General features: G+C 65.2%; 22 protein-coding genes. 8 read left to right on the top strand and 14 right to left on the bottom strand.

Features of this window, described 5'->3' with window-relative positions; translation table 11 throughout:
• Positions 1-170 precede the first annotated feature (170 nt).
• From DM373_RS09260 to DM373_RS09240, 5 genes are read left to right on the top strand one after another with little or no spacing between them, the layout of a single operon-like run.
• Entirely contained in the window at positions 171-1,469 is a 1,299-nt protein-coding gene (locus DM373_RS09260) for a coiled-coil domain-containing protein (RefSeq protein ID WP_110993272.1), read from the top strand.
• Positions 1,466-2,608, top strand: coding sequence for a merozoite surface protein 3b (locus DM373_RS09255; protein WP_110993271.1), 1,143 nt, complete (start codon positions 1,466-1,468; stop codon positions 2,606-2,608). The genes DM373_RS09260 and DM373_RS09255 overlap by 4 nt, the downstream gene beginning before the upstream one ends.
• The gene (locus DM373_RS09250) at positions 2,605-3,636 is read left to right on the top strand and encodes a DUF6384 family protein (RefSeq protein ID WP_110993270.1); all 1,032 of its coding nucleotides are present in this window, start codon (positions 2,605-2,607) and stop codon (positions 3,634-3,636) included. Before DM373_RS09255 ends, DM373_RS09250 begins: the two co-directional genes overlap by 4 nt.
• 10 nt (positions 3,637-3,646) lie before the next feature.
• On the top strand, positions 3,647-4,879 hold the full coding sequence (locus DM373_RS09245; RefSeq protein WP_157966830.1) for a DUF6384 family protein: 1,233 nt from the start codon (positions 3,647-3,649) through the stop codon (positions 4,877-4,879).
• Between the two features lie 4 nt (positions 4,880-4,883).
• On the top strand, positions 4,884-6,248 hold the full coding sequence (locus tag DM373_RS09240) for a coiled-coil domain-containing protein (RefSeq protein ID WP_110993268.1): 1,365 nt from the start codon (positions 4,884-4,886) through the stop codon (positions 6,246-6,248).
• Positions 6,249-6,470: 222 nt separating this feature from the next.
• Here the strand turns inward: DM373_RS09240 and DM373_RS09235 are convergent, their stop codons facing one another.
• From DM373_RS09235 to zwf, 3 genes are read right to left on the bottom strand one after another with little or no spacing between them, the layout of a single operon-like run.
• The gene (locus DM373_RS09235) at positions 6,471-7,145 is read right to left on the bottom strand and encodes a bifunctional 4-hydroxy-2-oxoglutarate aldolase/2-dehydro-3-deoxy-phosphogluconate aldolase (RefSeq protein ID WP_110993267.1); all 675 of its coding nucleotides are present in this window, start codon (positions 7,143-7,145) and stop codon (positions 6,471-6,473) included.
• A 17-nt stretch (positions 7,146-7,162) separates the two neighbouring features.
• Entirely contained in the window at positions 7,163-7,876 is a 714-nt protein-coding gene (pgl, locus tag DM373_RS09230) for a 6-phosphogluconolactonase (RefSeq protein WP_110993266.1), read from the bottom strand.
• Complete coding sequence (zwf, locus tag DM373_RS09225) at positions 7,863-9,332, bottom strand: glucose-6-phosphate dehydrogenase (RefSeq protein WP_110993265.1); 1,470 nt, start codon at positions 9,330-9,332, stop codon at positions 7,863-7,865. The genes pgl and zwf overlap by 14 nt, the downstream gene beginning before the upstream one ends.
• 215 nt (positions 9,333-9,547) lie before the next feature.
• Between zwf and hexR the strand changes: the two genes are divergently transcribed.
• Positions 9,548-10,411 (top strand): DNA-binding transcriptional regulator HexR, encoded by an 864-nt coding sequence (hexR, locus tag DM373_RS09220; protein WP_208642789.1) that lies wholly within the window; start codon positions 9,548-9,550, stop codon positions 10,409-10,411.
• On the opposite strand, the gene DM373_RS09215 is transcribed toward hexR, so the two are convergent.
• The 11 genes from DM373_RS09215 to edd all read right to left on the bottom strand — a co-directional run bounded on the left by DM373_RS09215 (position 10,404) and on the right by edd (position 23,696).
• Entirely contained in the window at positions 10,404-11,258 is an 855-nt protein-coding gene (locus DM373_RS09215) for a D-hexose-6-phosphate mutarotase (RefSeq protein ID WP_110993263.1), read from the bottom strand. The two genes, hexR and DM373_RS09215, sit on opposite strands and share 8 nt — an antisense overlap.
• A 119-nt stretch (positions 11,259-11,377) precedes the next feature.
• On the bottom strand, positions 11,378-12,670 hold the full coding sequence (locus tag DM373_RS09210; protein ID WP_244215053.1) for a carbohydrate porin: 1,293 nt from the start codon (positions 12,668-12,670) through the stop codon (positions 11,378-11,380).
• A 186-nt stretch (positions 12,671-12,856) separates the two neighbouring features.
• Positions 12,857-14,005 (bottom strand): ABC transporter ATP-binding protein, encoded by a 1,149-nt coding sequence (locus tag DM373_RS09205; protein WP_110993261.1) that lies wholly within the window; start codon positions 14,003-14,005, stop codon positions 12,857-12,859.
• Between the two features lie 3 nt (positions 14,006-14,008).
• The gene (locus DM373_RS09200; RefSeq protein ID WP_110993260.1) at positions 14,009-14,854 is read right to left on the bottom strand and encodes a carbohydrate ABC transporter permease; all 846 of its coding nucleotides are present in this window, start codon (positions 14,852-14,854) and stop codon (positions 14,009-14,011) included.
• The gene (locus DM373_RS09195) at positions 14,847-15,755 is read right to left on the bottom strand and encodes a carbohydrate ABC transporter permease (protein WP_110993259.1); all 909 of its coding nucleotides are present in this window, start codon (positions 15,753-15,755) and stop codon (positions 14,847-14,849) included. The genes DM373_RS09200 and DM373_RS09195 overlap by 8 nt, the downstream gene beginning before the upstream one ends.
• A 92-nt stretch (positions 15,756-15,847) precedes the next feature.
• Entirely contained in the window at positions 15,848-17,134 is a 1,287-nt protein-coding gene (locus DM373_RS09190) for an ABC transporter substrate-binding protein (RefSeq protein ID WP_110993258.1), read from the bottom strand.
• A gap of 116 nt (positions 17,135-17,250) precedes the next feature.
• Positions 17,251-18,468 carry a D-mannose isomerase gene (locus tag DM373_RS09185; protein WP_110993257.1) on the bottom strand — a complete coding sequence of 406 codons (1,218 nt, stop codon included), beginning with the start codon at positions 18,466-18,468 and terminating at the stop codon, positions 17,251-17,253.
• A gap of 175 nt (positions 18,469-18,643) precedes the next feature.
• Positions 18,644-20,098: an ATP-binding protein gene (locus DM373_RS09180; protein WP_110993256.1), complete on the bottom strand. Its 1,455-nt coding sequence runs from the start codon at positions 20,096-20,098 to the stop codon at positions 18,644-18,646.
• Positions 20,082-20,804, bottom strand: a complete 723-nt coding sequence (locus tag DM373_RS09175) for a response regulator (protein WP_110993313.1) — start codon at positions 20,802-20,804, stop codon at positions 20,082-20,084. The genes DM373_RS09180 and DM373_RS09175 overlap by 17 nt, the downstream gene beginning before the upstream one ends.
• Positions 20,805-20,916: 112 nt before the next feature.
• Complete coding sequence (locus tag DM373_RS09170; protein WP_110993255.1) at positions 20,917-21,873, bottom strand: glucokinase; 957 nt, start codon at positions 21,871-21,873, stop codon at positions 20,917-20,919.
• Positions 21,870-23,696 (bottom strand): phosphogluconate dehydratase, encoded by a 1,827-nt coding sequence (gene edd / locus DM373_RS09165; protein WP_110993254.1) that lies wholly within the window; start codon positions 23,694-23,696, stop codon positions 21,870-21,872. The genes DM373_RS09170 and edd overlap by 4 nt, the downstream gene beginning before the upstream one ends.
• 264 nt (positions 23,697-23,960) lie before the next feature.
• Between edd and gap the strand changes: the two genes are divergently transcribed.
• Both gap and DM373_RS09155 read left to right on the top strand, forming a co-directional pair.
• Positions 23,961-24,962, top strand: coding sequence for a type I glyceraldehyde-3-phosphate dehydrogenase (gene gap / locus DM373_RS09160; protein WP_110993253.1), 1,002 nt, complete (start codon positions 23,961-23,963; stop codon positions 24,960-24,962).
• Positions 24,963-25,184: 222 nt separating this feature from the next.
• Complete coding sequence (locus DM373_RS09155) at positions 25,185-25,697, top strand: RNA polymerase sigma factor (protein WP_110993252.1); 513 nt, start codon at positions 25,185-25,187, stop codon at positions 25,695-25,697.
• Positions 25,698-25,761: the final 64 nt, after the last annotated feature.

Below are 25,761 nucleotides of genomic sequence, written 5' to 3'. Positions count from 1 at the left end.
GGGTTTTTTTATGCCCGAAATATCCAGCAAGGTGTGTCAGACGACGCCATCATTTCGCCTGCAATCATGGTTATACTGCCGAACTTCCACCGCTTCGATCACGGATGACGGCCAGTGGACTCATCCGTTCACGTATCGACATAGACACTCGGACACGGATGCTTCGCCCCATGACACCTGGCACCCTCGCAGCGCTCGCCGAAGACAACAGCCGCGACTACCTGCGCCGGCTGACTCGCGAACAGCGCAACTGCGCGCAATTGCACCACCAGCACCTGCACCTGCAGGCCCGCATCCTCTGTGGGCTCTATGACATCGCAGACACGGCCTTCGAGGCTGCGCAGATTCGCCAGATCCTCGAACAGCGCCAAGCCCGCGAAGACGATGGCTTCACCCGCCTCGAGCAGGCCAACGCCAGCCTGGACAACCAACTGGCCCTGTTCCGTCAGGCCCAGGAGCGGCTCGCCGCCAGCCGCAGTCGCCAACTCGCCGAACAGCGCCAGCACCCTGCGCTGCACCAGAGCCAGCAGCAACTGCAACAGGCCCGCCAGCAGCGCGAGCAGATCGCCGCCGACCACCAGCCACTGGTGGATGAATGCACCGGCAAACTGGCGGCCTACAGCCAGCACCGGATCTACGCCTACCTGCGTTTGCGCCAGTACGGCACGCAACACTACCAACGCAATGTGCTGTCACGGCGCATGGACGACTGGCTCGCCCGGCAGTGCAACTTCGTCGGCAACCAGCAGAACGAACAGCTGTTGCGCGCCATGCTGGAACAGGACGCCACCCGCCTGGCCGCCTGCGATCAGCAGATTGCCGAGCTTGAACGGCAACTGACCGCACTGCAGCGCAGTAGCCTGCCAGCCGCCGACCAGGACCCGCTCAGCCAGGAGACCGAAGCCCTGGCACGCCAGGTGATCGCCGCCCGGCAGCACCTCAAGCGTGTCCGCCAGGACATCGACCTGCTCGAACAATGCGCCGACAGCGACAGCCAGGATGCCCTGCGCTGGCTCAGGTTCGAACTCAAGACCGACAGCCTCAACCAGGCGCTCGCCCAATGGGCCGCCATTGGCGCCCAGCAGGCCACCCGCTTCCAGCAGGAGCTCGACGAGCTGCGTCGGCGCCTGGACAGCGCCAGCCAGCGCGTCGGCCAGGCCAGGGACCTGTACGAACAGGCATGCACCTTCGAGTCCGCCCTGGGCAAGCGCCTGCGGGGCGACGCCGGCTGCGCCAGCGACTGCAGCTGCCACACCCAGCCCAGCCTGGACGACTGCCCCTGCCAGCTGCGCTACCCCTTGGCCGACCAGTACCGCGACGACACCAACTACCGGCAACTGATCGTCGAGTACATGAACAGAGCCCAGACGCTCAATACCGTGCTCGGCACCATCACCGCCCTGCGCCTGCTCCCCGGCAACCCGAACGCCACCCTTTCCGACCGCCCCCTCATGCAAGGACAACCATGAGCCAATACCTGGAACGCGCCCTCGACGGCCTGCGCAAGCTCGGCATCACTTTCGGCCAACCGGCACAGCAAGCGCCGGTGATGGTCCTGCTGGACAAGATCGCCCATTACGACAACCAGCGGGTCACCGGTATCGCTGCCGTGCTGCAACAGGCCACGGTGTTCAACCAGACCGTGCGCGAGCAGATCGCCGGCATGGACATCTCGCACCGCTACATGGACATCACCGACAGCTTCACTTCGATTCGCGAGGATGCTTCGGCCATGGCCTCGTGGATGGATGATGGCCGCCTGGACACCCTCGAACGCCTCAGCATGGCCTGGATGAACCTGCGCCGTGGCTCGATCCCGAGCCGTTTCGAGGACATCCGCAAGCACTACCTGGATGTGTGCAAGGCCGCCAGCGACCAGATCACCCGCGAGGGCCTGATCCTCGAGTCGTACATGGACTTCCGCCTGGCCATGAAGACTGCCGAAGTGGACGCCCAGCAGGTGCTGGCCATCGCCGGCCAGTCGCTGCAGGAATGCACCAGTGCCCTGGACACCGCCAACGCCACGGTGGCTGCGGCCGCCAACCAGGAGCCGGCCCAACGCGCGGCGCTGGAGCTGCAACGCGACGAAGCGGTGCGCGCCCTGCAGAACGAAGACAAGCGCTACCAGATCGTCAAGGACATCGCCGACGACCTGCGTGTCGGCTACAACACCGCCGAACTGGTGTTCGCCCGCATCAGCCAGGTGCACGTGGTCAAGGAGCGCCAATACCAGCGCATGGTCTCGTTCTTCTCCACCAACGAAGTGGTGCTGACCAGCCTGGCCGTGTCGTTCACCGCCAACCAGGGCATGGCCGAGGCCACCCACACCCTCAACGCCACCACCGACGGCATCAGCAAGGGCCTCGAAGCGCTGGGCGAAATCGGCAACCAGCAGCTCGGCGCCGCGGTCAAGGCCAGCTACGGCTCGACCATCCGCGTCGACTCGGTACGCGCCCTGGCCCAGGCCACCCTGGACTTCCAGAACGACATGCAGGGCCTGACCGAAACCTACCGCGCCGAATCGAGCAAGGCCGCGCTGGAAATCTCCAACGCCGTCGAAGACGCCAAGCGCGCCTTCGCCGCCTTGCTGACCAAGGCCGCGCAATGAGCCAAGGCTCGCTCAGCGAACAGATGGGGGCCATGGCCCTCGTCGACGAGCTGCGCCAACAGCAACGCCAGGTGCAGGAGCACCTGGACCTGCCGCGGCGCCGCGCGGAAGTTGCCGAGCGCATTCGCGGCTACTACCAGCGCCAGGGCATCGCCTGCGACGACAGCCTGATCGAACAGGGGGTGAAGGCGTTCTTCGCCCGCCGCCTGGTGTTCGAGGCGCCGACGCTGGCCTGGCCCCGCCGGCTGCTGGCCGGGATATTCCTGCGCCGCAGCCTGCTGGCCTGGGTGCTGGTGTGGGTCGCCCTGCTGGGCGGTGCCCTGCTGGCGGCGAACGTGCGCCAACCCGCCGCGCTCAGCCAACCGGCCACAGTCACCAAGGCCACCGGCAACGGCCTGGGGATGGCGGCGCCAAGCTGGACGCCAGAAGCAGACCGCGCCGCGCACCAGGCTCGCCTGGACCAATACACTGCGCTGATGGCCCGCCTGGAGGCCATGCCGTTGCCGGGTGACGTGCGAGCCAAGCTGCTGCCGTTCGCCCGCTCCACTGGCGCGCTGGTGGCCGACCATGGACCGGACAGGGCTATCCAGGCCCTGCGAGAGCTGCAGGTCTATGCCGACTTCACAGAGACAAAACTGCAACTGCGCATCGCCGACGGCGCCGGCCAGATGTCTGGTTACGAACGCTGCCGCAAGACCTCGGTGTGCAAACCAGGCAGCGATGACGGCAAGGCATGGTTCCTGGCATTCCAGGCACGCGACCCGCAGGGCAAGGTGGTGACCATGCCACTCGCCAACGGCCGCACCGGCGAGATCGCGCTTGCCGACACCCTCGGCGTACAGGTCAGCCACGCGCAGTACTTGCAAGCACAGCAAGCCAAGCAGGCCAAGGGGCGCGTCGATAAACCGGTCATCGGCAGCAAGGATGCCTACAGCATGAACCGGAATTTCGACCGTCGCGTCCTCGACGGTAGCGCCTTCGACAACCCGGCCGACAACGGCCAACAGATCATCTCCGCCAGCTTCTGATGGGCCGCCAATGACCGTCTCACTTTCCGAACAGATGGGGGCCATGGCCCTGGTCGACGAACTGCGTCACCGGGACATGGAACTGCAGGACCACCTTGACCTGCCTCGGCGCCGCGCCGAGGTGGCCGAGCGGATCCGCGCCTACTACCAGAACAACGGCATCCACTACGAGGACGCCCAGATCGAGGAAGGCGTGCGCGCGTTCTTTTCGCGTCGGCTGATGTTCGAGGCCCCAACCTTGAACTTCGCACAACGCCTGCTGACGCGCCTGGCCATGGCCCACCGCAAACTGATGATCTGGGCAGCATGCGGCGTAATGGCCTGCGCCCTTGGCCTGGGCATCAACCACCTGGTGGACACGGCCCAGAACACGAGGGTGGGTCAAAGCGCCGACCGATTGGCCAGGATCAACGAGCAGTTGAACCAAGACATTGCCGTGCAACGACAACGGCTGGGGCAGGTGAAGGCGCGCCTGGAGCAACAACCGCAACCCCTGGTGGCCGCGCTGGTTGCGAAAATCGACCCCCTGCTGCCCAGCGCCAGCCTGCCTTTCACCCTCGATCGCCCAGACCCGATCACCCGCGAAAACCGCGCCCAGCTACAGGCTCGCATCCAGAGGGCACAGCAGCAGCTGTCGACACCGCGCAAGCAACTGGAAAGCGCCAGAAAAAGGCTCAATCGCGTGGATCATCTCTACGCCAGCCTCGATCTCCAACGCCATTTGCTGGATCGTCTGAAGGCCATGCCATTGCCCGCCGCCGAGCGCCTGCAGATGAAGACCTGGGCCGAGTCGGCCGGCAAGGACATTGCCAGGCTGCAGTTGAAAAAGGCGGACGCTACACTTGCAGCGCTGAAGGACTACCTGGACTTCGCCACCGAGCCCCTGACCCTCGAACTGATCGACCGCCCCGGTATCAAGTCCGGCGTGGAGCGCTGCTATGAAGCGTCCGGGTGCAGCGAGAACAGCCTGCGCGGCAAAAGCTGGTACTTGATCGTCGAGCCGCTGGACAGCACCGGCAAGCCGGCCTTCGCCCCGGTGACCAGCGTGGAGGACGGCACGACTCGATGGGCCAGCCGCTTCGGTGTGCGCGTCAGCTACAACGAATACCTCAGGGTCCGCCAGGACAAACTCGACGATGGCCACATCAGCCAGCGCTTGATCGGTGAAAAACCGGCCAATAGCCTGACCCTGCGTTTCAACCAGCGCATCAGCCCCGCTCCCGACATGATCCTGGAATGGTGACGCCATGACCCCCACCGCCCTCAGCAACGCGCTCGAAAGCAATACGCGCCAGGCCGAACAACAGCTGCGCGAGGCCGAACGGGCGCTGTATACCGAGTCCGAACAGCAAACCCGGCTCGAACACCTGATCAGCTCGAAACTGGCCGATATTGCCAGCCTGCAGCTCAGGATCGACCCTATGCGGGACCTGCAGACCCGGCAGTTGCTCGAACAACGCGAGCGAACCCATGCCGCGCTCACCCAGGAACTCGAAAACGTCGAAGGGCTCATCGCCCATAGACTGGAAAATCTGCAGGCGCTGCGTAACAACCTCGATCGCCTGGACACCCAGTCGCAGGAGCTGCTCGAACAGGATCCGGCCCTGCGCCAACTGAGCGAGCAACTGGACGCAGCCCGCCAGGCTGAACAGCAAGCCCATGCCAGTTACGATGAAATCCGCGACGAGTGCGCCAGCAAGCTGCAAGGCTACAACAGCAACCCGCTGTACCGTTTCCTGAAGGCCAACCGCTACGGCACCGAGCAGTACCGCCCGCGTCTGTTCCAGCGCGCGTTCGACAACTACCTCGCACGCAAGGTCGGCTTTCGCGTCAACTACGCCAACGAGCAGATCCTGCTGAGCATGCAGGCGCGCAACGAGGCCCTGCGCCAGGCCCTCGGCGAAGCCCGCGAGCAACTGCAGGCACAGCACCAGCAGCAACTGGACAAGGCCCGCGAGACCTTCGGCATGCCAGCGTTGCGGGTCGAGGAGCAAGGCCTGAGCACGCTGCTGAGCGAGGGCAAGGCCCAGGCCCGCTCACTGCAGGCCCAACTGGCCGACTTCGCCCAGAAGCGCGATCCGTATCTGCAACAGATTCGCCAGGGCATCGCCGACCAGCTCCAGGCACGGCCATTGGCCGAACTGATCGCCGAAGCGGCGAAGACCCCCAGCCCCCATGACGATGTCCTGGTGAACGACCTGCAACAGCTGCATGCCCGCCTGCGGGAAATCCAGCAACGTCTGCACGGCCTGCAGGATCAGGCACTCGGCAAGCGTCGCCTTTACGACCGCGCCAAGACTCTGGAGTACGCACTGCGCAACGATCATTTCAGCGATCCGCGCCACGAGTACCAGTTGAGCCAGCCAATCGAGCAGGTACTGGCCGACTACATGAACGGCCTGCTCGACCAGCAAGCAGTGGAGAAACGCCTCGATGAAGGCCGGGAGTATGTTGCCCCAAGGCATCGCGGCAACAACACCTATAGTACGGGCAGATCGTCCAGCGGTTCGAGCAGCGGTGGCTTTCGTACCAGCAGCAGTTCCGGTGGCGGTGGCTTTCGCACCAGCAGCAGTTCCGGTGGCGGTGGGTTCCGCACCACTGGCAGTTTCTGACAGGCAAAAAAAAGGGGCGCCGACCAAGCGCCCCACAAGCCGGGTAGCACACAACGAAATCGGTCAATCCAGCAGCGCCATCGCGGGGCAAGCCCGCTCCCACGCCTGCACCAGCACCAGCACCAGCAGCGTGGGAGCGGGCTTGCCCCGCGATTGGGCCCAGGCAAAAAAAAGGGCGCCGACCAAGCGCCCCATAAGCCGTGTAGCACACAACGAAATCGGTCAGTCCAGCAGCGCCATCGCCTCGGCGCTGCACGTCTCGATACGGCCCCAGTCGCCGTTCTTGATCCAGCTGCTGTCGAGCATCCAGGTGCCGCCCACGCACATCACATTGGGCAGTGCCATGTAGTTGCGCACGTTGGCCGGGTTCACCCCGCCCGTGGGGCAGAAGCGGATGTCGCCGAACGGGCCGGCGAAGGCCTTGATCGCCGCCACGCCGCCGCTGATCTCGGCCGGGAACAGCTTGAAGCGCCGGTAACCCAGGGCGTAACCCATCATGATCTCGGACGGCGTGCTGATGCCGGGCAGCAGCGGGATGTCGCTGTCCACGCCGGCCTCGAGAATGTCCTGGGTGATGCCCGGGGTGACGACGAACTGCGCGCCTGCGGCCTGCACGGCGGCGAACATGCTGCGGTCGAGCACGGTACCGGCACCGACGCACAGCTCCGGGCGCTGCTCACGCAGCACCTGGATGGCCTTCAGGCCCAGCGCCGAGCGCAGGGTCACTTCCAGGGTCCGGATGCCACCGGCGGCCAAGGCGTCGGCCAGCGGCAGGATGTCTTGCTCGCGGGCGATGGTGATCACCGGCAGGATGCGCGCCTTGGCGCAGATCGCGTCGATGCGTTCGGCTTTCTCGGCCATCGAGAGCAAAGGCTGTGGGCGTTCGAGGGTGGTCATGACTGTGGATCCTTGGCTCATGGGCACCAGTAGATGCTCAGGGGGTCGTGAAGAAAAGCGCGAATCGGCATTTCGGTAAGGTCGTTGCCCGCCAGCGCGGCGCGCAGGGTAGCGAGTTTGCCGGCCCCTTGCACGGACAGCGCAGTGAAACCGGCGCTGGCCAGCAATGCGCGGGTCATGCTCAGGCGCTGGTGCGGCACGCTGGGCGCCAGCATCGGCAGGCAGCGGCGCTCACCCACCTTGGCCAGGCCCTGGCGCAGGTTGGGGCTGGCCGGGAACAGCGAGGCGGTGTGGCCATCGTCGCCCATGCCCAGCACCAGCACATCGATCGGCGGCAAGTCGGCCAGTGCCTGGTCGGCCCGTTCGGCAGCGGCTTCCAGGCTGGCAGCCCCCTGGTAGAGGCCGATGAAGCGCGCCTTGGCCGCCGCGCCCTTGAGCAAGTGACGGGCCAGCAAGCCAGCGTTGCTGTCGGCATGCTCCACCGGCACCCAACGCTCGTCGGCCAGGCTCACGGTCACCTTCGACCAGTCCAGCGCTTGCGCCGCCAGCTGCTCGAGGAACGGCACCGGGCTGCGCCCGCCAGACAGCACCACACAGGCCTGGCCCTTGCTGGCGATGGCCTGGCGCAGGCGTTCGGCCACGTCATGGGCCAGGGTCGCCGCCAGGCTGTTCGAATCGGCCAGCGCATGCGCCTTCACGCTCGCCGGCAGTTGCAGTTCAGATATCGCCATACCAGGCCCTCCCATCACGTGTGATCAGTGCAATCGAGCTCATCGGCCCCCAGGAACCGGCCGCATAGGGCTTGGGGGCATCGCCGCTGGTCTTCCAGCCGGCGATCAGCTGGTCGCACCATTTCCAGGCGTATTCGATTTCGTCCTTGCGCACGAACAGGTTCTGGTTGCCGCGCATCACTTCCAGCAGCAAGCGCTCGTAGGCATCAGGAATCCGCGCGCTGCGCCAGGTGTCGGAGAAATTCAGTTGCAGCGGGCCACTGCGCAGTTGCATGCCCTTGTCCAGGCCCTGCTCCTTGGTCATCACCCGCAGCGAGATGCCTTCGTCCGGCTGCAGGCGGATGATCAGCTTGTTGCCGATCTGCAGGCGCTGTTCCGGGGCAAAGATGTAGTGCGGCGTCTCTTTGAAGTGGATGACGATCTGCGACAGCTTGCCCGGCATGCGCTTGCCGGTGCGCAGGTAGAACGGCACGCCAGACCAGCGCCAGTTGCGGATGTCGGCGCGCAGGGCGACGAAGGTTTCGGTGTCGCTCTGGGCGTTGGCGTTGTCTTCTTCCAGGTAGCCCGGCACCGGCTTGCCGTCGCTGTAGCCGGCGATGTACTGGCCACGCACCACGCGGGTGCTCAGGCCCTCTCCGGTGATCGGCGCCAGGGCCTTGAGCACCTTGACCTTCTCGTCGCGGATGCTGTCGGCGGAAAGGTCGCTGGGCGGGTCCATGGCGATCAGGCAAAGCAGCTGCAACAGGTGGTTCTGGATCATGTCGCGCAGTTGGCCGGCCTTGTCGAAGTAGCCCCAGCGGCCTTCGATACCGACCTTTTCGGCGACGGTGATCTCCACGTGGGAGATGGAATTCTGGTTCCACTGGGTTTCGAACAGGCTGTTGGCAAAACGCAGGGCGATCAGGTTCTGCACCGTCTCTTTGCCCAGGTAGTGGTCGATGCGATAGACGCGGTTTTCCGGGAAGTAGCGCGCCACGGCGTCGTTGACCCGGCGCGACGACTCCAGGTCGTGGCCGATGGGCTTTTCCAGCACCACCCGGGTGCGCGGCGCCAGGCCGGCCTTGTCGAGGTTCTCGCAGATCGCCCCATAGACGGCGGCGGCCGTTGCGAAGTAGGCGATCAGTGGCAGCTCGCCAGGCGCTTGCTCGACCAACGCCTGGTAATCCTCGGGCTGGACGAAGTCCACATGCAGGTAGTTCAGGCGTTCGAGGAAGCGGCCCAGGGCAACGGCGTCGATGTCCGCATCGGGGACGTGGCGGCGCAGGTGCGCCTCGATGGTGCCCAGGTGCTCCTGCGCGGTGCCTGGCTCGCGGGCCAGGGCCAGCAGCCGGGTGTCCGGGTGCAGCAGGTTGGCACGGTCGAGCTGGTAGAGCGCGGGAAACAGCTTGCGCAATGCCAGGTCGCCCAAGGCGCCAAACAGGGCAAAGGTGCAAGGTTCGACACTGATCGCAGCCATGATGTTGGTTCTTTTATTAAAGTTGAGCTAGGAATACCGCTTTCAAAGCGGGTTTTCAAGGCCTAATGTAGTAAAAACCACAACATTATCCACATCTATTACAACCCAGTGGTGTGACAATCTCACCGCCAGTAGGATACACAACACTGCAAAAAGCCTGCTGCCCCGCCAGCCGGCTGTCACCTAGAGCCGACCAAGGACACCCCATGGACCGCGTGCGTAACCTCCTGGAACAGATCCAGGGCCGCCTGGACGAGTTGAACAAGGCCGAACGCAAAGTCGCCGAAGTCATCCTGCTCAACCCGCAACAAGCCACCCGCTTCAGCATCGCCGCGCTGGCCCAGGCGGCCTCGGTCAGCGAACCGACCGTCAACCGCTTCTGCCGTTCGTTCGGCGTCAACGGCTACCCCGAGCTCAAGCTGCAACTGGCGCAGAGCCTGGCCAGCGGCGCGGCCTACGTCAGCCGTGCGGTGGAGGCCGACGACGATCCGGCGGCCTACACCCAGAAAATCTTCGGCAGCGCCATCGCCTCGCTCGACAGCGCCTGCCAGCAACTCGACCCACAGCAGGTCAGCCGCGCCGTGGACATGATGATCCAGGCCCGGCAGATCCACTTCTTCGGCCTCGGCGCTTCCGCCCCGGTGGCCCTCGATGCGCAACACAAGTTCTTCCGCTTCAACCTTGCCGTGTCGGCCCATGCCGATGTGCTGATGCAGCGCATGCTGGCCTCGGTGGCCCATACCGGCGACCTGTTCGTGATCATCTCCTACACCGGGCGCACCCGTGAGCTGGTCGAGGTGGCGCGCGTGGCGCGGGAAAACGGCGCCTCGGTGCTCGGCCTGACCGCCGCCGGCTCGCCACTGGCCCAGGCCTGCAGCCTGAGCCTGCACATCCCGTTGCCGGAGGACACCGACATCTATATGCCGATGACCTCGCGGATCATCCAGCTCACCGTGCTCGACGTGCTCGCCACCGGCATGACCCTGCGCCGCGGCGTGGACTTCCAACCGCACCTGCGCAAGATCAAGGAAAGCCTCAACGCCAGCCGCTACCCGATCGAGGACGACGACCTCAACTGAGGCGGTGCGCCTGCAGCCGCAGGTGCGCACGTTCACCCGGCCGCAGGCTCAGGCCCTCGTCGCTGCCGCTGGCGGCCTCGACGCAGACGAAACCCTGGCACTCGCGCCCGCTCACGCCCATCAGCGGGCGGTTGCCTGGGTGCCAGACCACGGTGTCGTCGCTGTCACCGGTGTCGATGCACAGCTCGCGCTGCCAGGCCGGGTCCTGCAGCTGCACCTTGGGCGTGCCGGGGTAGACCTTCTGGCAACCGCCCTTGAGTTTCAACGCGCCGTCTTCGCGGCACGCCTGGCGGTTGAGGCGGTCGTAGCCTTCGATATCCTCAAGCCCAGACAGCGCTATCTTTGACACGTCACTGATCCGCCAGTAAGCCAGCAGCGCATGGCTCAACTGGCAGGGCTCGCTGTCCTGGTGCTCGGTGCTTAGGCTCAGTTCCATGCTGGCGCCCAGGCGCGCATGCAGGTCGACCTGCCAGTCGCACAGGTCCAGGCGCCACTTCAAGGTCACGCCCTCCTCGTCCTCGCGGCTGTCCACCAGCTTCCAGTCCAGCAGCCGCGCCCAGCCATGGGCCGGCCACAGGTCCTCGCTGGGGTGGCGGCCATACCAGGGCCAGCACACCGGCACGCCACCGCGGATGGCGCCAACCTGCGGCCACTGTTCGGCGCACCACAGCCAGGGCTTTTCACCGGTGGGCTGGAAATGCAGCAACTGCCCGCCCTGGCGGCTGAACATCGCCTGGCAGCGAGGGTGGTCGATGATCAGCACATCGCGCTGCTGGTAACGCTCCCACTCGAAGGTCGGCCTCGGCCGTTGCGAGGTGAAGAAGCGATGTAGCGGATGTTCTGCCATGGTTCCAAGCTCTTTTGTTGTTCGAGATAGCGCTGTCTCAGCCCGTACCCGCTAACCACTGCAGACCAGTGGTTAGCGGAGGGCCGAAAATGGATGGCGTAAATTTACAACAATTCGTCTCAGAATGACGACTGAATCTTCAACCCTGCGACCAGCGCGTTGTCCACCTCGTCCACCGCGCCCGGGCTCTTGATGTACTGCAGGTTCGGCCGCACGGTCAGCCAATTGGTGACATGGAAGCCGTAGTAGAGCTCGGCGTTGTACTCGGTGCGCTGCAGCGGCACGAAGCCTGGATTGTCGTAATCGGCGATGCCGGACTGGGCATTGAGCAGTTCGGCGCGCTTCTTCACGTCGTCGTTGACATGGATACGGGCCACGCCGAAGCCGATATCGTCCTTGGGCCGGGCGTCGAAGGCGCCTTTGTACACCAGGCCGACCTGCTGGTAGTTGTCGACCACGTTGGTGGCCTTGTCATGCACGGTGAAGTTGGCGAACAGGCTCAGGCCACGGCTGGCATCACTGGCGTGGGCCGTCACCTGCTGCTGCGCCACCACCCACCAGCCATGCTTGCTGGAGTGCGACTTGAAGTCCTGCCCGGTCAATGCCTGCGGGTTGCCGTTGATGTCGTCATACACATCGTCGGCCTTGGCGGTGCTGTAGTAGTAGCCCAGGCGGTACTCGCCCGGCAGGCCGTTGACCTTGGGCGACCACACCGCCTCCACCGGCAGGATCGCGCCCTTGGTGCCGCTGCCGCTGAGCTTGAAGCCGTTGCCGGTCTCCAGGTTCGAAGGGTTCTGCTCGTAGGCACCGACCTGGACGAAGAATTCCGGGGTGATGTTGTATTTCACCCGCAGCGCCCACTGGCTGACCGGCCAGTTGTACCAGATGCCCCCCACCCAGTTGCCCACCTGCGAGCCGCAGAACGCCAGGTTCTGGAAGTCGCAGGGGAAGCTGTTGAAGTCCTCGCCTTCGCCAAAGCGGCCGACTTTCACATCCAGCGCACCGTCGAAGTATTTCTGCTTGACCCACATCTGCGTCAGCCGCCAGGTCTGGCCGCGGCCCCAGACTTCCTGCACCGAGCTGAACTGCCCGGCGCGTGGGTCGCTGATGCGGTCGTTGGACAGGTTGCGGCCGCTGCGTTCGGTGATCGCCAGTTTGAACTCGGCATCGTGCCAGCCGAAGATCTTTTCCAGGTCCAGGTGCGCGCCGAGGGCGAACTGGTCGCTGTAGCGCGCGGTCTTGTCGTCGTTGTAGCCACCGTGCAGGTTGCCGGCCACCTCGCCGACGTAGTCGAGGGTGAAGTCATAGCCCTTTTCCAGCAGCTCGGTGCGGGTGCCGCCCCAGTCGCCGGTCATCCATTTCGATTCCGACGAGAAAGCCTCGGCAGCCTGGGCCCCGCTGCTGCCGACCATGGCCAGCAGTGCCAGCGAGCCCAATGTCCTGATGCGATTGCGCTGTTCCATCCCTTTGCGTCCTCTTTTCTTGTTATTAACAGAACGGTTTAACGGTCGAGCCCTTGCAGGCCGTGGGAGCGGGCTTGCCCCGCGATGGCGATTTCAGCCTGACCATCGCTATCGCGGGGCAAGCCCGCTCCCACATCAACGCCCCTTGAAGCGGGCCACGTTGTCTTTCACCGCGGTAGCGGCCAAGTCGAGCCGCTCGCCACTGGCGGCGTCGAACAGCAGCACCCGCGCCGGGTCGAACTGCAGGTTCAGGCTGTCGCCCACCTGGCACGCCACGTCCGGTGCCAGGCGGCAGCAGACCTTGGTCTGGTTGAGGGTGACAAACACCAGCAGGTCCGGCCCGGTGGGCTCGGTCACCTGCACTTCGGCGCGGATACCCGGCAACCCGTTGCCTTGCGCGGCCCCCAGCGAAATCTGCTCCGGGCGCACACCCAAGATGACCTCGCGCCCGTCCAGCGCATCGGCATCCACCCCCAGCGGCAGTTCGCAGCGCGCCTGGCCGCTGTCGAGCAGCGCCAGCACCCGGCCGTCCTGGCGGGTCAGGCGCACCGGGATGAAGTTCATCGGCGGCGAACCAATGAAGCTGGCGACGAACAGGTTGGCCGGATCGTTGTAGATCTGCTGCGGCGTGCCGAACTGCTGGATCAGGCCGTCCTTCATTACCGCCACCTTGTCGCCCAGGGTCATGGCCTCGATCTGGTCGTGGGTGACGTACACCGTGGTGGTCTTCAGACGCTGGTGCATCAACTTGATTTCGGTGCGCATCTCTACCCGCAGCTTGGCGTCGAGGTTCGACAGCGGCTCGTCGAACAGGTAGATCTTCGGCCGCCGTGCCAGCGCCCGGCCCATGGCCACGCGCTGCTGCTGGCCGCCGGAAAGCTGGCCGGGTTTGCGCCCGAGCAGATGCTCGATCTGCAGCAGCTTGGCGACCCGCGCCACTTCCTCGTCGATGGCCGCCTGGGGCAGCTTGCGGATCTTCAGGCCGAACGCGATGTTGTCGCGCACGTTCATGGTCGGGTACAGCGCGTAGGACTGGAACACCATGGCGATGTCGCGGTCCTTCGGGCTCATGCCGCTGACGTCTTCATCGTCGATCAGGATCGCCCCGCCACTGATGCTCTCGAGGCCGGCGATGCAGTTCATCAAGGTGGACTTGCCGCAGCCCGAGGGGCCGACCAGGATCAGGAACTCGCCGTCCTTGATCGCCAGCTGGATGTCCTTGAGCGTGTCCGGCAAACCGGCGCCGTAGGTCTTGTTCACGTTGCGAAGTTCGAGCGTTGCCATGACTTACCCCTTTACCGCGCCGGCGGTCAGCCCGCGCACGAAATACTTGCCCGCAATCACGTAGACCAGCAGCGTCGGCAGCCCGGCAATCATCGCCGCGGCCATGTCGACGTTGTATTCCTTGGCCCCGGTGCTGGTGTTGACCAGGTTGTTGAGGGCCACGGTGATCGGCTGCGAGTCGCCACTGGAGAACACCACGCCGAACAGGAAGTCGTTCCAGATCTGGGTGAACTGCCAGATCAGGCAGACCATGATGATCGGTGTCGACATCGGCAGGATGATCCGCCCGAAGATGGTGAAGAACCCGGCGCCATCCAGGCGCGCAGCCTTGACCAGGGCATCGGGGATGCTCACGTAGTAGTTGCGAAAGAACAGCGTGGTGAAGGCCAGCCCGTACACCACGTGCACCAGCACCAGGCCGCTGGTGGTGCTGGCCAGGCCGAGCTTGCCGAGGGTGAACGAGGCCGGCAGCAGCACGGTCTGGAACGGCAGGAAGCAACCGAACAGCAGCAAGCCGAAGAACAGCTGCGAGCCACGGAAGCGCCACATCGACAGCACGTAGCCGTTGAGCGCGCCGATGGTGGTGGAGATCAGCACCGCCGGCACGGTGATCAGCACCGAGTTGACGAAGTAGCCGTTGACCGTGGCCCAGGCCTTGGCCCAGCCGATGCCGGTGAACACCGCCGGCCAGCTCAGCAGGTTGCCGGTGCTGATGTCTTCAGGGGTCTTGAAGCTGGTCAACAGCATCACCACCAGCGGTACCAGGTACAGCAGCACGGCAAGCAGCAGCACGGCGTGGATGGCGATGCGGCTGAAGCTCAATGCGGGTTTGTCGAGGCGGCTACTCATGGCGTTTACCCCGCAGCTCCGAATACAGATAGGGGACGATGATCGCCAGGATGGCGCCGAGCATCAGGATCGCGCTGGCCGAGCCCATGCCCATCTGCCCGCGGCTGAAGGTGAAGGCGTACATGAACATCGCCGGCAGGTCGGAGGAGTAGCCGGGGCCGCCGGCGGTCATGGCCGCGACCAGGTCGAAGCTCTTGATGGCGATGTGCGCCAGGATCATCAGTGAACTGAAGAACACCGGGCGCAGGCTGGGCAGCACCACCGTCCAGTAGATGCGCGGCAGGCTGGCGCCATCCAGTTGCGCGGCGCGGATGATCGACTGGTCGACCCCGCGCAGGCCGGCAAGGAACATCGCCATGATGAAGCCCGAGGCCTGCCACACCGCAGCGATCACCAGGCAGTAGACCACCCGGTCCGGGTCGATCAGCCAGTCCAGGCGAAAGCCCTCCCACCCCCAGTCGCGCAGCAGCTTGTCCAGGCCCATGCCGGGGTTGAGCAGCCACTTCCAGGCGGTGCCGGTGACGATCATCGACAGCGCCATGGGGTAGAGATAGATCGTGCGGATGAAGCCTTCGCGGCGAATGCGCTGGTCCAGCAGCACGGCAAGGAACACGCCGATGGCCAGGGTGATGGCGATGAACAGGCCGCCGAACAGCAGCAGGTTCTTGCTCGCCACCCACCAGCGGTCGTTGTCGAACAGCCGTGCGTATTGCGCAAGCCCGGCCCACTTGTAGGTGGGTAGGAAGGTCGAGGTGGTGAACGAGAGGACGAAGGTCCACAGGATGTAGCCGTAGAACCCCACCAGGATGATGAACATGCTCGGCGCCAGTACCAGTTTCGGCAGCCAGCGCTGGAGCGCGTCCAGGGGTGAGGCCCGCAGGCGGGCGGTTGCTGTAGTCATGATCTGGATTCTCGATGTGCCGCATCGCGGGGCAAGCCCGCTCCCACGCAGGCAGCGCGCATCCGTGGGAGCGGGCTTGCCCCGCGATCTGGTTACTTGGCCGAGTTGATAGCAGCCGCCAGTTTCTTCGCCGCATCGGCCGGGTCGGCCTTGGGGTCGTTGATGTAGTTGGTCACCACATCGAAGAACGCCCCCTGCACGGCCAGCGTGGTGGCCATGTTGTGCGCCATGCTCGGCTGCAGGCCGCCACTCTTGGCGTCGGCCAGGAAGTCCTTGGCGGAGGTCTGGGCGCAGGCGTCGAAGCCGTACTTGCCCATGTCGGCGAGCATGTCGTTACGCACCGGGATCGAGCCCTTGTTGGTGCTGAACACCTTCTGGAAGTCCTCGCCAAGCACCTTGCGGGCAATGTCCTGCTGGCCCGCCGCGGTGCCTTCATCCTTCTGCTTGAACACCACCAGCGAATCGATGTTGTAGAGGAACGCCTTGTCGGTGCCGGGGAACGCTACGCACTGGTAATCCTTGCCGGCGGTTTTCTTGGCCAGGGTCCACTCGCTCTTGGCCCAGTCACCCATGATCTGCATGCCGGCCTTGCCGTTGATCACCTTGGCGGCTTCCAGGTTCCAGTCCTGGCCCTTGCCGTCGGGGTCCATGTAGGTGGCGACCTTCTTCAGTTCGGTCAGCGCCTTGACCATCTCGGGGCCGGTCAGGGCTTTTTCATCGAGATCGACCAGGGCCTTCTTGTAACCCTCCACGCCCATCACCGAGAGCACCACGCTCTCGAACACGGTACTGTCCTGCCACGGCTGGCCACCGTGGGCAAGCGGGATGAAACCGGCGGCCTTGAGCTTGTCGCCTGCCGCGTAGAATTCATCGAGGGTAGTCGGGGCCTTGTCGATCCCGGCCTTCTTGAACACCTCGGGGTTGATCCACAGCCAGTTGATGCGATGGATGTTCACCGGCACGGCCACGTACTCACCGTCGTACTTCACGGTGTCGGCGACTTTCTTGTCGAGCAGGCTGTCCCACTTCTCTTGCTTGGCCACGTCTTTCAATACATCGGCATCGAGCAATCCGGTGGACGCCCAATCCTGGATATCCGGCCCCTTGATCTGTGCCACGCCGGGCGGGTTGCCGGCCACTGCGCGGCTCTTGAGCACGGTCATGGCAGTGGCACCGCCGCCGCCGGCAACCGCGCCGTCCTTCCAGATGAAACCGTCTTTTTCGACCTGGGCCTTGAGCACATCCACGGCGGCTTTTTCACCGCCGGAAGTCCACCAATGGACAACCTCCACAGTGCCTTTGGCATCGGCGGCATGGGCACTGAGGGCGTACAGGGAAGCGAACGAGATCGCAGCGGCGAGACGAAGCGTCGAATGCATGGGAAATACCTTTCTTGTTGTTATGCGTGGCAAGACTGTCGCTTGCTTTGCAGTGAGTGTAGGGACCTTGCACCCGGCGCCAGGTAACGAACGGATGCGCGAATGTCAGCGTTTGGTTACAAAGCCAGCGCAGTGGCCAGGCTCGGCGCCAGCGGCAGGCGCGGCAGCAACAGGGCCTGCAGCGCGTGGTAGAGATCGGGCTTGCCACCCCAGATGCGCGCGCTGGGCTGGTTGGTCGGGTCCAGTTCGTGGTGCCAGCTGCCGTGTATGCGGTCGATGAAATGCGTGGCGATGAAGTCCCAGAAGCAGCGGTACCACTGCTCGTAATGCGGCTCGCCGGTGCGCCGCAGCAAAGCGGCGGCGGTGGCGCTGGCCTCGGCATGCACCCAGTGCAGGCGCTCGCGCACCAGCGGGCGGTCGCGCCAGTCCAGGGTGTAGACCATGCCCGGGGCGCCGTCGGCGTGCCAGGCATGGCGGCAGGCACTGTCGAACAGGCCCCTGGCAGCCGCCAACAAGGACTCGGGCGCAGGCAGTTGCGCCCGTTGCAGGGCCGCCTCCAGGTGCAGCAGCAGCCGTGCCCACTCGAAGGCATGGCCAGGCGTGGTGCCGTAGGGCCGGAAGCCGTCGGCGGGGTTGTCGCGGTTGTAGTCGGGCAGCACCTGCCAGTGCCCGTCGAAATGCTCGGTAACACGCAAACCGTCGTTGGTAGCCCGGGCAAGGATCAAGCGCTCGACCATTCGCAGGGCACGGTGCAGCCACAACGTGTCGCCGGTCACGTCGGCCAGGGCGAGAAACGCCTCGACGCCGTGCATGTTGCTGTTGGCACCACGGTAGGCTTCGGCCTGCTGCCAGTCGCGGGAGAACGACTCGCGCAGGGCGCCCTCCTCCTCGCACCAGAAGCGCTGCTCGATGACCTGGACCACAGCGTCCAGCAGTGCCTGGGCCTGGCTGACGCCCGCCACCACAGCCGAACTGCCGGCAAGGGCGACGAAGGCGTGCAGGTAAGCGGCCTTGCCGGTGTCGCCGTGGCCTTCGGGCTGTGCGTACCAGCCATCATGCTCCTGGTCGCGCAGCGGGCCTTGCAGGGCGGCGACGCCATGCTCGACCAGCTCGCGGCAACCTGGGACACCCAGGATATGTGCCAGGGCGAAGCTGTGGGTCATGCGCGCGGTGTTCATGGTCTCGGCCAGGGCGCAACGGGGCAGGCGGCCTTCGTCATCGAGGTTGCCGAAGCCCTGGGGCAGGCGAGCGGCCTTGGCGAAATCGAGCAGGCGCAGGGCCTCGGTGCCGAGCCAGGCGTGGTGTGCGGGGGAATCGAGCCAGCTACGGGTCATTGGCGTCTTCCTTGTTGTTGTCAGCCGATTCTAGCCAGCCGTCCTGGGTGGCATGTCACGAAGACTGGCTTGATTGTCACCGCATCGTTACATCGAGGCCCTTATCGCGGGGCAAGCCCACTCCCACGCCCACATGCGCGGCCTGCGTGGGAGCGGGCTTGCCCCGCGATTGCTGTCAATCAGGCGTACGCGGCAGGTACAAGGTCACCCGCAACCCACCCTCACGGAGATTCAACAGGCTCACCTCACCGCCATGGCTATGGGCGATATTGCGCGCAATCCCCAACCCCAACCCATAGCCCTGCTGCTGCCCGGCCAAACGGAAGTGCGGCTCGAACACCTGCTCCAAACGCTGCTCTGGCACCCCCGGCCCCTGATCGTCAACCTGCAATACAAAGCTCTCGGCACTGTCGATGATGCGCAGTTGCGCCCGTTCGCCGTACTTGATGGCGTTGTCGATCAGGTTGCCGATGCAACGGCGCAGGGCCAGCGACTTGCCCGGGTACGGCGCCAGCGCCCGGCCTTCGAGGGTGATGCGGCCGTCGCGCAGATAAGGCTCGGCCAGTAGTTCCAGCACCTGGTTGAGCTCGATCGGTTCGATGTTCTCGTGAATGTCGGTGTCCTTCACGCATTGCAGCGCCCCCTTGACCAGCAGCTCCAGCTCATCGAGGTCACGGCTGAACTTGGCCTGCAAGGCCTCGTCTTCCAGCAGCTCGACCCGCAGCCGCAGGCGGGTGATCGGCGTGCGCAGGTCGTGGGAGATGGCGCTGAACAATTGCGAGCGCTCGGTCAGGTAGCGGCTGATGCGCTCGCGCATGTTGTTGAAGGCCCGCCCCACTTCCACCACTTCACTGCCGCCGCCTTCGGCCACTGGTGCCACCTCGGCGCCCAGCGACAGCTCCCGGGCCGCCCGGGCCAGGCGCTTGAGCGGCCGGCTCTGCCAGTGCACCAGCAAGCCGATGAACAGCAGCAACAGGGCGGTGGTCAGGGCGATGAAACCGATCTGCTGGCGCGGCAGGCGTTCGGCTTCAAGGCTGGTGTAGGGCTCGGGCAGCAGCGAGGCGATATACAGCCATTCGCCCTCGCCCAGGCGGATCTGGGTAACCAGCACCGGCGGGTTGAGCGGTTCGAGGGTCAGCGAGTAATGCGCCCACGAGCGCGGCAGCTCATCGAGCTTCAGGCCACTGTTGAAGATGCGCAGGTCGTCGGGGCTGACGAATTCCACCGAGATGTCCATCTGCTGCCCGAGGCGTTCGTGCAGCACCTGCTGGAACACCTCGATCACCGCCTGCTTGCGCGGGGTGATGGGCAGCACCGGCATGTCCAGCGGCTTGACGTTGAGCGACACGAAAAAGCGCGTGCCGCCCATGCTGCGCAACTGGTCGAGCACCATGGGCCGGTAGGCCACCGGCAGCGAACGGAAGTAGCTGACGCTGGCGCTCATCGAGTGGGCCAGGCTGCTGGCGCTGGCCCGCAGGCCCTGCAGCTGGCTGGCGCGCAGCTGGGCGACCCAGATCACGCTGGAAAGCCCCTGGGCCAGTACCACCACCAGCAGGGTGAGCAGCAACATGCGCCCCAGCAGGGAGCGTGGCAGCAGGCGCCAGCGCCGCTCGCTAGGCCGGGCTGACATGGGCCGCCAGCAAGTAGCCGCTGCCACGCACGGTGCGGATCAGCCGGGGTGGTTTTTCGGTGTCACGCAGGCGCTGGCGCAAGCGGCTGACGCCCATGTCGACGATGCGGTCCAGGGGCATCGGCTCGCGCCCGCGGGTGGCATTGCCGATGGTATCGCGGTCGAGGATCTGCTGGGGGTGATCGAGGAACAGCTTGAGCAGGGCGAAGTCGGCGCCGGAGAGGATCACCTCTTCGCCATCGCGGTGGAACAGCCGGTGGCTGACCGTGTCCAGGCGCCAGTCGTCAAACGCCAGCACAGCGCTGGCCGGTGCGGCCTGACCGAAGTCGGCGCGGCGCAGCAGGGCCTTGATCCGCGCCTGCAGCTCACGCGGACTGAAGGGTTTGCCCAGGTAGTCGTCGGCGCCCAGCTCCAGGCCGATGACCCGGTCGGCCTCGTCGGAGCTGGCGGTGAGCATGATGATCGGTACCCGCGACAGCCGGGGGTGCTGGCGTACCCAGCGGCACAGGCTGAAGCCGTCTTCGTCGGGCAGCATCACGTCGAGGATCACCAGGTCGCAGGGGGTGGCGTCCAGTGCCCGGCGGAAGGATTGACCGTCGGGCTCGGCCTGCACCTGGAAACCGGCGCGACTCAGGTAGGTTTGCAGCAGTTCGCGAATGTCCTGGTCGTCGTCGACCATCAGGATCGATTTGCCGGCAGTGGTCATCATGGTCCGTCCTCTTGTATGCGCAGATCTTTGTGTCTGCTGTGAGGGCCAATCGCGGGGCAAGCCCGCTCCCACGATTCCTTGTGGGAGCGGGCTTGCCCCGCGATGACGCTCAATGATCCAACGCTTGCTGCAGCGCCACCCCCGCCCCCAGCAACCCGGAAAACTCCGCAGTCACCAGCCACACCGGCACCCCGGCGAAATACCCGCTCATGCAGCCCTTGTCGGCAAAACTCGCGGCAAAACCACTGCGCAGGAACAACTCGGCAAAACGCGGAATCACCCCGCCGACGATATAGACCCCGCCGCGCGCGCCCAAGGTGAGCACATTGTTGCCCGCCACCCGACCGAGGAACCGGCAGAACTGCTCCACCACCGCCAGCGCCCGTGGCTCGTTGGCCAGTGCCGCATCGGTGATCTGCGCCGGGGTCTTGTGCCTGGGCGTGTCGCCATCGAGCGCGCAGAGCGCCTGGTACAAACGCACCAGCCCGCCACCGCTGAGCACCGTCTCGGCACTGACATGGCCGATCTGGCGCTGAATCTCCTGGTGAATCGCCGCTTCGCGGGCATTGCCCACCGGCAGGTCGACATGCCCACCCTCGCCCGGCAGCGCCAGCCACTGCCCGCCGTGACGCACGAGGCTGCCAACGCCAAGCCCGGTGCCAGGGCCAATCACCAGCACTGGCCGAGTGGGGTCGGCCTGGCCCGCGCAGACTTCTCGATATTCGCCTTCGCGCAAACGGGTCATGCCCAGCGCCATGGCCGAGAAGTCGTTGATCAATTGCAGCCGCTCGACCTGCAGGGTCTGGCAGAACGCCCGGCGGCTCAGCCGCCAGTGATTGTTGGTAAAGCGAAACTCATCGCCATCCACCGGCCCGGCGACCGACAGGCACACCGCCTCCAGCCCGCCACGGGCGATGCCCTGTTCGCCCAGGTACGCCTCGATCGCCTGTTCGGGGCTGGTGTAGTCAGCGGTCGCGAGCACCTGGACCGCGTGCAGCTGGTTGTCGCGCCACAGGGCAAAACGTGCGTTGGTACCACCAATGTCGCCAACCAGCAGTTCTTTCACTTGAGAGTCTCCAGGCCAGAGGTGAAGGCACTGGCGCCCTTCTCTGCCGAGCTGAACGCCACACGCATGAAGCCGAACAGTTCGCGACCGCAGCCCAGGTCGTTGCCCTTGGGCGGTTCGGGCAGCTCGCGGCTGGCCAGTTCCTCGGCCGAGACCATGAGCCGCAACGTGCCTTCGACACCATCGACCCGCACGATATCACCATCGCGCACCCGCGCCAGCGGGCCACCGTCGAAGGCTTCCGGGCACACATGGATGGCCGCCGGGATCTTGCCCGAAGCGCCGGACATACGCCCGTCGGTGACCAGCGCCACCTTGAAGCCACGGTCCTGCAGCACGCCTAGGAACGGCGTCAGCTTGTGCAGTTCGGGCATGCCGTTGCAGCGCGGGCCCTGGAAGCGCACCACGGCCACGAAGTCGCATTCCAGCTCACCGGCCTTGAACACATCGGCCAGCGACTGCTGGTCGTGGAATACCCGCGCCGGGGCCTCCACCACCTGGTGTTCAGGGGCCACGGCGGAGACCTTCATCACGCCACGCCCCAGGTTGCCTTCCATTACCCGCAGGCCGCCCTCGGCGGAGAACGGCCGCGCCACCGGGCGCAGGATGCTCTCGTCGAGGCTCTGTTGCGGGCCTTCGCGCCAGACCAGCTGACCGTTGTCGAGGAACGGCTCCTGTGTGTAGCGACGCAGCCCCGGGCCGGCCACGGTGTTGACGTCCTCGTGCAGCAGCCCGGCATCGAGCAGCTCGCGGATGAGGAAGGCCATGCCGCCGGCGGCCTGGAAGTGGTTGATGTCGGCTTTGCCGTTGGGGTACACGTGGGACAAGGTCGGCACCACCTCGGACAGGTCGGCCATGTCCTGCCAGGTCAGCTGGATGCCGGCGGCCTGGGCAATGGCCGGGATGTGCAGGGTGTGGTTGGTCGAACCGCCGGTGGCGTGCAGCGCGACGATCGAGTTGACCAGCGCCTTCTCGTCGACGATTTCACCGATCGGCATGAAGCTGCCGCTGGCCTTGGTCATGCGCGTGACCTGGCGCGCCGCCTCGGCGGTGAGGGCATCGCGCAGCGGCGTGTAGGGGTTGACGAACGAGGCGCCGGGCAGGTGCATGCCCATCACTTCCATCACCAGCTGGTTGGTGTTGGCGGTGCCGTAGAAGGTACAGGTGCCTGGGCCGTGGTAGCTGTTCATTTCCGATTCGAGCAACTCTTCACGAGTGGCCTTGCCCTCGGCGTAGCGCTGGCGCACATCGGCCTTCTGCTTGTTGGAGATGCCAGAGACCATCGGCCCGCCGGGGACGAAAACGGTCGGCAGGTGGCCGAAGCGCAGCGCACCCATCATCAGCCCGGGGACGATCTTGTCGCAGATGCCCAGCATCAGGGCGGCATCGAACATGTTGTGGGACAGGGCGATGGCGGTGGACATGGCGATCACTTCGCGACTGGCGATGGCCAGCTCCATCCCCGGCTCGCCCTGGGTCACGCCGTCGCACATGGCCGGCACGCCACCGGCGAACTGGCCGACCGAGCCAACCTCGCGCAGGGCCTGCTTGATCTGCTCGGGGAAGTGCAGGTACGGCTGGTGCGCCGAGAGCATGTCGTTATATGACGAGACAATGGCCACGTTGGCGGCGTTCATCAGGCGCAAGGTCTGCTTGTCGTCGGCACCGCAACCGGCCACGCCATGGGCGAAGTTGGCGCATTGCAGGCTGGCGCGCATCGGTCCGTCACTGGCCGCGCCGCGGATAAGCTCAAGGTAGCGTTCACGGGTGGGACGGCTGCGTTCGATCAGCCGTGCGGTGACCTCAAGGATGCGCGGATGCATGTACTGGACTCCAGGCTAACGGTAAGGGCGGCTTCAATGGGCATTTTCCCTCCAAACGATTGCGGCCTAGGCTTGCAGTAAAGGTACCCGGCACTTTCGCGGAGCAGCCTGCCCGGCCACTCGTTGTAGATTTAACAAAATACTGCCACTAAAAAGGCTTGTTTTCTATCGCGCAGTGAATAATCTTGTAATTCCAATAACAAAACCGTTTCAGTGAAGCTGCATTTTTGCCACAGGCTTCACCCGACTGCCAGAGGTAACGCCATGACCCTACGCATCGCCATCAACGGATTCGGCCGCATCGGACGCAACGTCCTGCGCGCACTCTACACGCACGGCTACCGTCAGGACCTGCAGGTCGTCGCCATCAACGACCTGGGCGACAGCGCGATGAACGCCCACCTGCTCAAATACGACAGCGTTCACGGCCATTTCGATGCACAGGTCGAGGCAGACCACGAGAGCCTCACCGTCAATGGCGACCGGATTGCCGTCAGCGCCATCCGCAACCCCGCCGAGCTGCCCTGGAAAGCCCTGGCCATCGACGTGGTGTTCGAATGCACCGGGCTGTTCACCGAGCGCGCCAAGGCCGCCGCGCACCTGGCCGCCGGCGCCGGCAAGGTGATCATCAGCGCACCGGCCAAGGGCGCCGACGCCACCGTGGTGTACGGGGTCAACCACGATGTGCTGCGCGCCTCGCACCAGATCATTTCCAACGCCTCGTGCACCACCAACTGCCTGGCACCGGTGGCCCAGGTGCTGCACCGCGAGTTCGGCATCGAGCAGGGGCTGATGACCACCATCCACGCCTACACCAACGACCAGGTGCTCACCGACGTCTGCCACGCAGACCCGTACCGCGCGCGCTCCGCCACCCAGTCGATGATCCCGAGCAAGACCGGCGCCGCCGAAGCGGTGGGCCTGGTGCTGCCGGAGCTGGCCGGCAAGCTCACCGGCATGGCCGTGAGGGTGCCGGTGATCAACGTGTCGCTGGTCGACCTCACGGTCAACCTGCAGCGTGAAACCACGGCCGAAGAGGTCAACCAGCTGTTCCTCGAGGCCAGCCGCCATTCGCGGGTGCTGGGCTACAACGCGCTGCCGCTGGTGTCGTGCGACTTCAACCACAACCCGCTGTCGTCGATCTTCGACGCCAACCACACCCGCGCCAACGGCCGCATGCTCAAGGTGCTGGCCTGGTACGACAACGAGTGGGCGTTCTCCAACCGCATGCTGGACAACTGCCTGGCGCTGTTCAGTGCCAGGTAAGTACTTTGGCGGTGGGCGTGGGTGGTGGGTGTTGAGCGTGGGAGCGGGCTTGCCCCGCGATGAGGCCGGGACGACATGGCCCCCATCGCGGGGCAAGCCCGCTCCCACGCCCACCGCCCACCGCGTAAACCGCAATCTTTACCCGTTCGTGACATTTCAGCGCTTGACCTGCCATATGGATGATAAGCATTATCATTCACCCCACAGTGGCCAGGTTCCCCCGTGAGTCAATCCCGGTTCAATTCAGTCTTCCTCACCCAGCGCCTCAGCCTGCTGCGTACCTTGCAACGCATGGTCGGCAACCCCAGCACCGCCGAGGACCTGCTGCAGGAAACCTACCTGCGGGTCACCCGTGCCCTGGGCGAGCGGCCAATCGAGCACCTTGAGCCCTTCGTGTTCCAGACCGCGCGCAACCTCGCCCTGGACCACCTGCGCGCCCGCCGGGTACAGGCACGCACCCTGGTCGACGACGTGCCCGAGCAAGTGCTGCACAACGTCGCCGCGCCCGCCGGCAGCAGCGAGGATGCCGCCCACGCCGAGCAACTGCTCAAGCACCTGAGCACGAGCCTCGGCCAACTGACCGAGCGCCAGCAGCGCATCTTCATCCAGAGCCGCCTGCATGGCGCCAGCTACCTGGAGATCGCCGAGCAGTTGAACGTCTCGGCCAGTACCGTGCAGAAGGAACTGAAACTGATCATGGCCATCTGCATGGGCGTCGCCGCTCGGCATCAGTGACGCGACCACTCGCCGCGCACCTGCGCAAAGCCCTTGCCATGTGCCGGGCCTGCGCCGATCATGC

Source organism: Pseudomonas sichuanensis (assembly GCF_003231305.1).
Taxonomy (GTDB): Bacteria; Pseudomonadota; Gammaproteobacteria; order Pseudomonadales; family Pseudomonadaceae; genus Aquipseudomonas; species Aquipseudomonas sichuanensis.
The sequence above is the reverse complement of the archived record's forward strand: the minus strand, read 5'-3'. Positions and strand labels throughout refer to the sequence as shown.

Excerpts from the sequence above, each read along its gene's own strand:
- DM373_RS09260 (WP_110993272.1), top strand. The coding sequence starts at position 171 with ATGACACCTGGCACCCTCGCAGCGCTCGCCGAAGACAACAGCCGCGAC.
- DM373_RS09255 (WP_110993271.1), top strand. The coding sequence starts at position 1,466 with ATGAGCCAATACCTGGAACGCGCCCTCGACGGCCTGCGCAAGCTCGGC.
- DM373_RS09250 (WP_110993270.1), top strand. The coding sequence starts at position 2,605 with ATGAGCCAAGGCTCGCTCAGCGAACAGATGGGGGCCATGGCCCTCGTC.
- DM373_RS09245 (WP_157966830.1), top strand. The coding sequence starts at position 3,647 with ATGACCGTCTCACTTTCCGAACAGATGGGGGCCATGGCCCTGGTCGAC.
- DM373_RS09240 (WP_110993268.1), top strand. The coding sequence starts at position 4,884 with ATGACCCCCACCGCCCTCAGCAACGCGCTCGAAAGCAATACGCGCCAG.
- DM373_RS09235 (WP_110993267.1), bottom strand. The coding sequence starts at position 7,145 with ATGACCACCCTCGAACGCCCACAGCCTTTGCTCTCGATGGCCGAGAAA.
- pgl (WP_110993266.1), bottom strand. The coding sequence starts at position 7,876 with ATGGCGATATCTGAACTGCAACTGCCGGCGAGCGTGAAGGCGCATGCG.
- zwf (WP_110993265.1), bottom strand. The coding sequence starts at position 9,332 with ATGGCTGCGATCAGTGTCGAACCTTGCACCTTTGCCCTGTTTGGCGCC.
- DM373_RS09215 (WP_110993263.1), bottom strand. The coding sequence starts at position 11,258 with ATGGCAGAACATCCGCTACATCGCTTCTTCACCTCGCAACGGCCGAGG.
- DM373_RS09210 (WP_244215053.1), bottom strand. The coding sequence starts at position 12,670 with ATGGTCGGCAGCAGCGGGGCCCAGGCTGCCGAGGCTTTCTCGTCGGAA.
- DM373_RS09205 (WP_110993261.1), bottom strand. The coding sequence starts at position 14,005 with ATGGCAACGCTCGAACTTCGCAACGTGAACAAGACCTACGGCGCCGGT.
- DM373_RS09200 (WP_110993260.1), bottom strand. The coding sequence starts at position 14,854 with ATGAGTAGCCGCCTCGACAAACCCGCATTGAGCTTCAGCCGCATCGCC.
- DM373_RS09195 (WP_110993259.1), bottom strand. The coding sequence starts at position 15,755 with ATGACTACAGCAACCGCCCGCCTGCGGGCCTCACCCCTGGACGCGCTC.
- DM373_RS09190 (WP_110993258.1), bottom strand. The coding sequence starts at position 17,134 with ATGCATTCGACGCTTCGTCTCGCCGCTGCGATCTCGTTCGCTTCCCTG.
- DM373_RS09185 (WP_110993257.1), bottom strand. The coding sequence starts at position 18,468 with ATGACCCGTAGCTGGCTCGATTCCCCCGCACACCACGCCTGGCTCGGC.
- DM373_RS09180 (WP_110993256.1), bottom strand. The coding sequence starts at position 20,098 with ATGTCAGCCCGGCCTAGCGAGCGGCGCTGGCGCCTGCTGCCACGCTCC.
- DM373_RS09175 (WP_110993313.1), bottom strand. The coding sequence starts at position 20,804 with ATGACCACTGCCGGCAAATCGATCCTGATGGTCGACGACGACCAGGAC.
- edd (WP_110993254.1), bottom strand. The coding sequence starts at position 23,696 with ATGCATCCGCGCATCCTTGAGGTCACCGCACGGCTGATCGAACGCAGC.
- gap (WP_110993253.1), top strand. The coding sequence starts at position 23,961 with ATGACCCTACGCATCGCCATCAACGGATTCGGCCGCATCGGACGCAAC.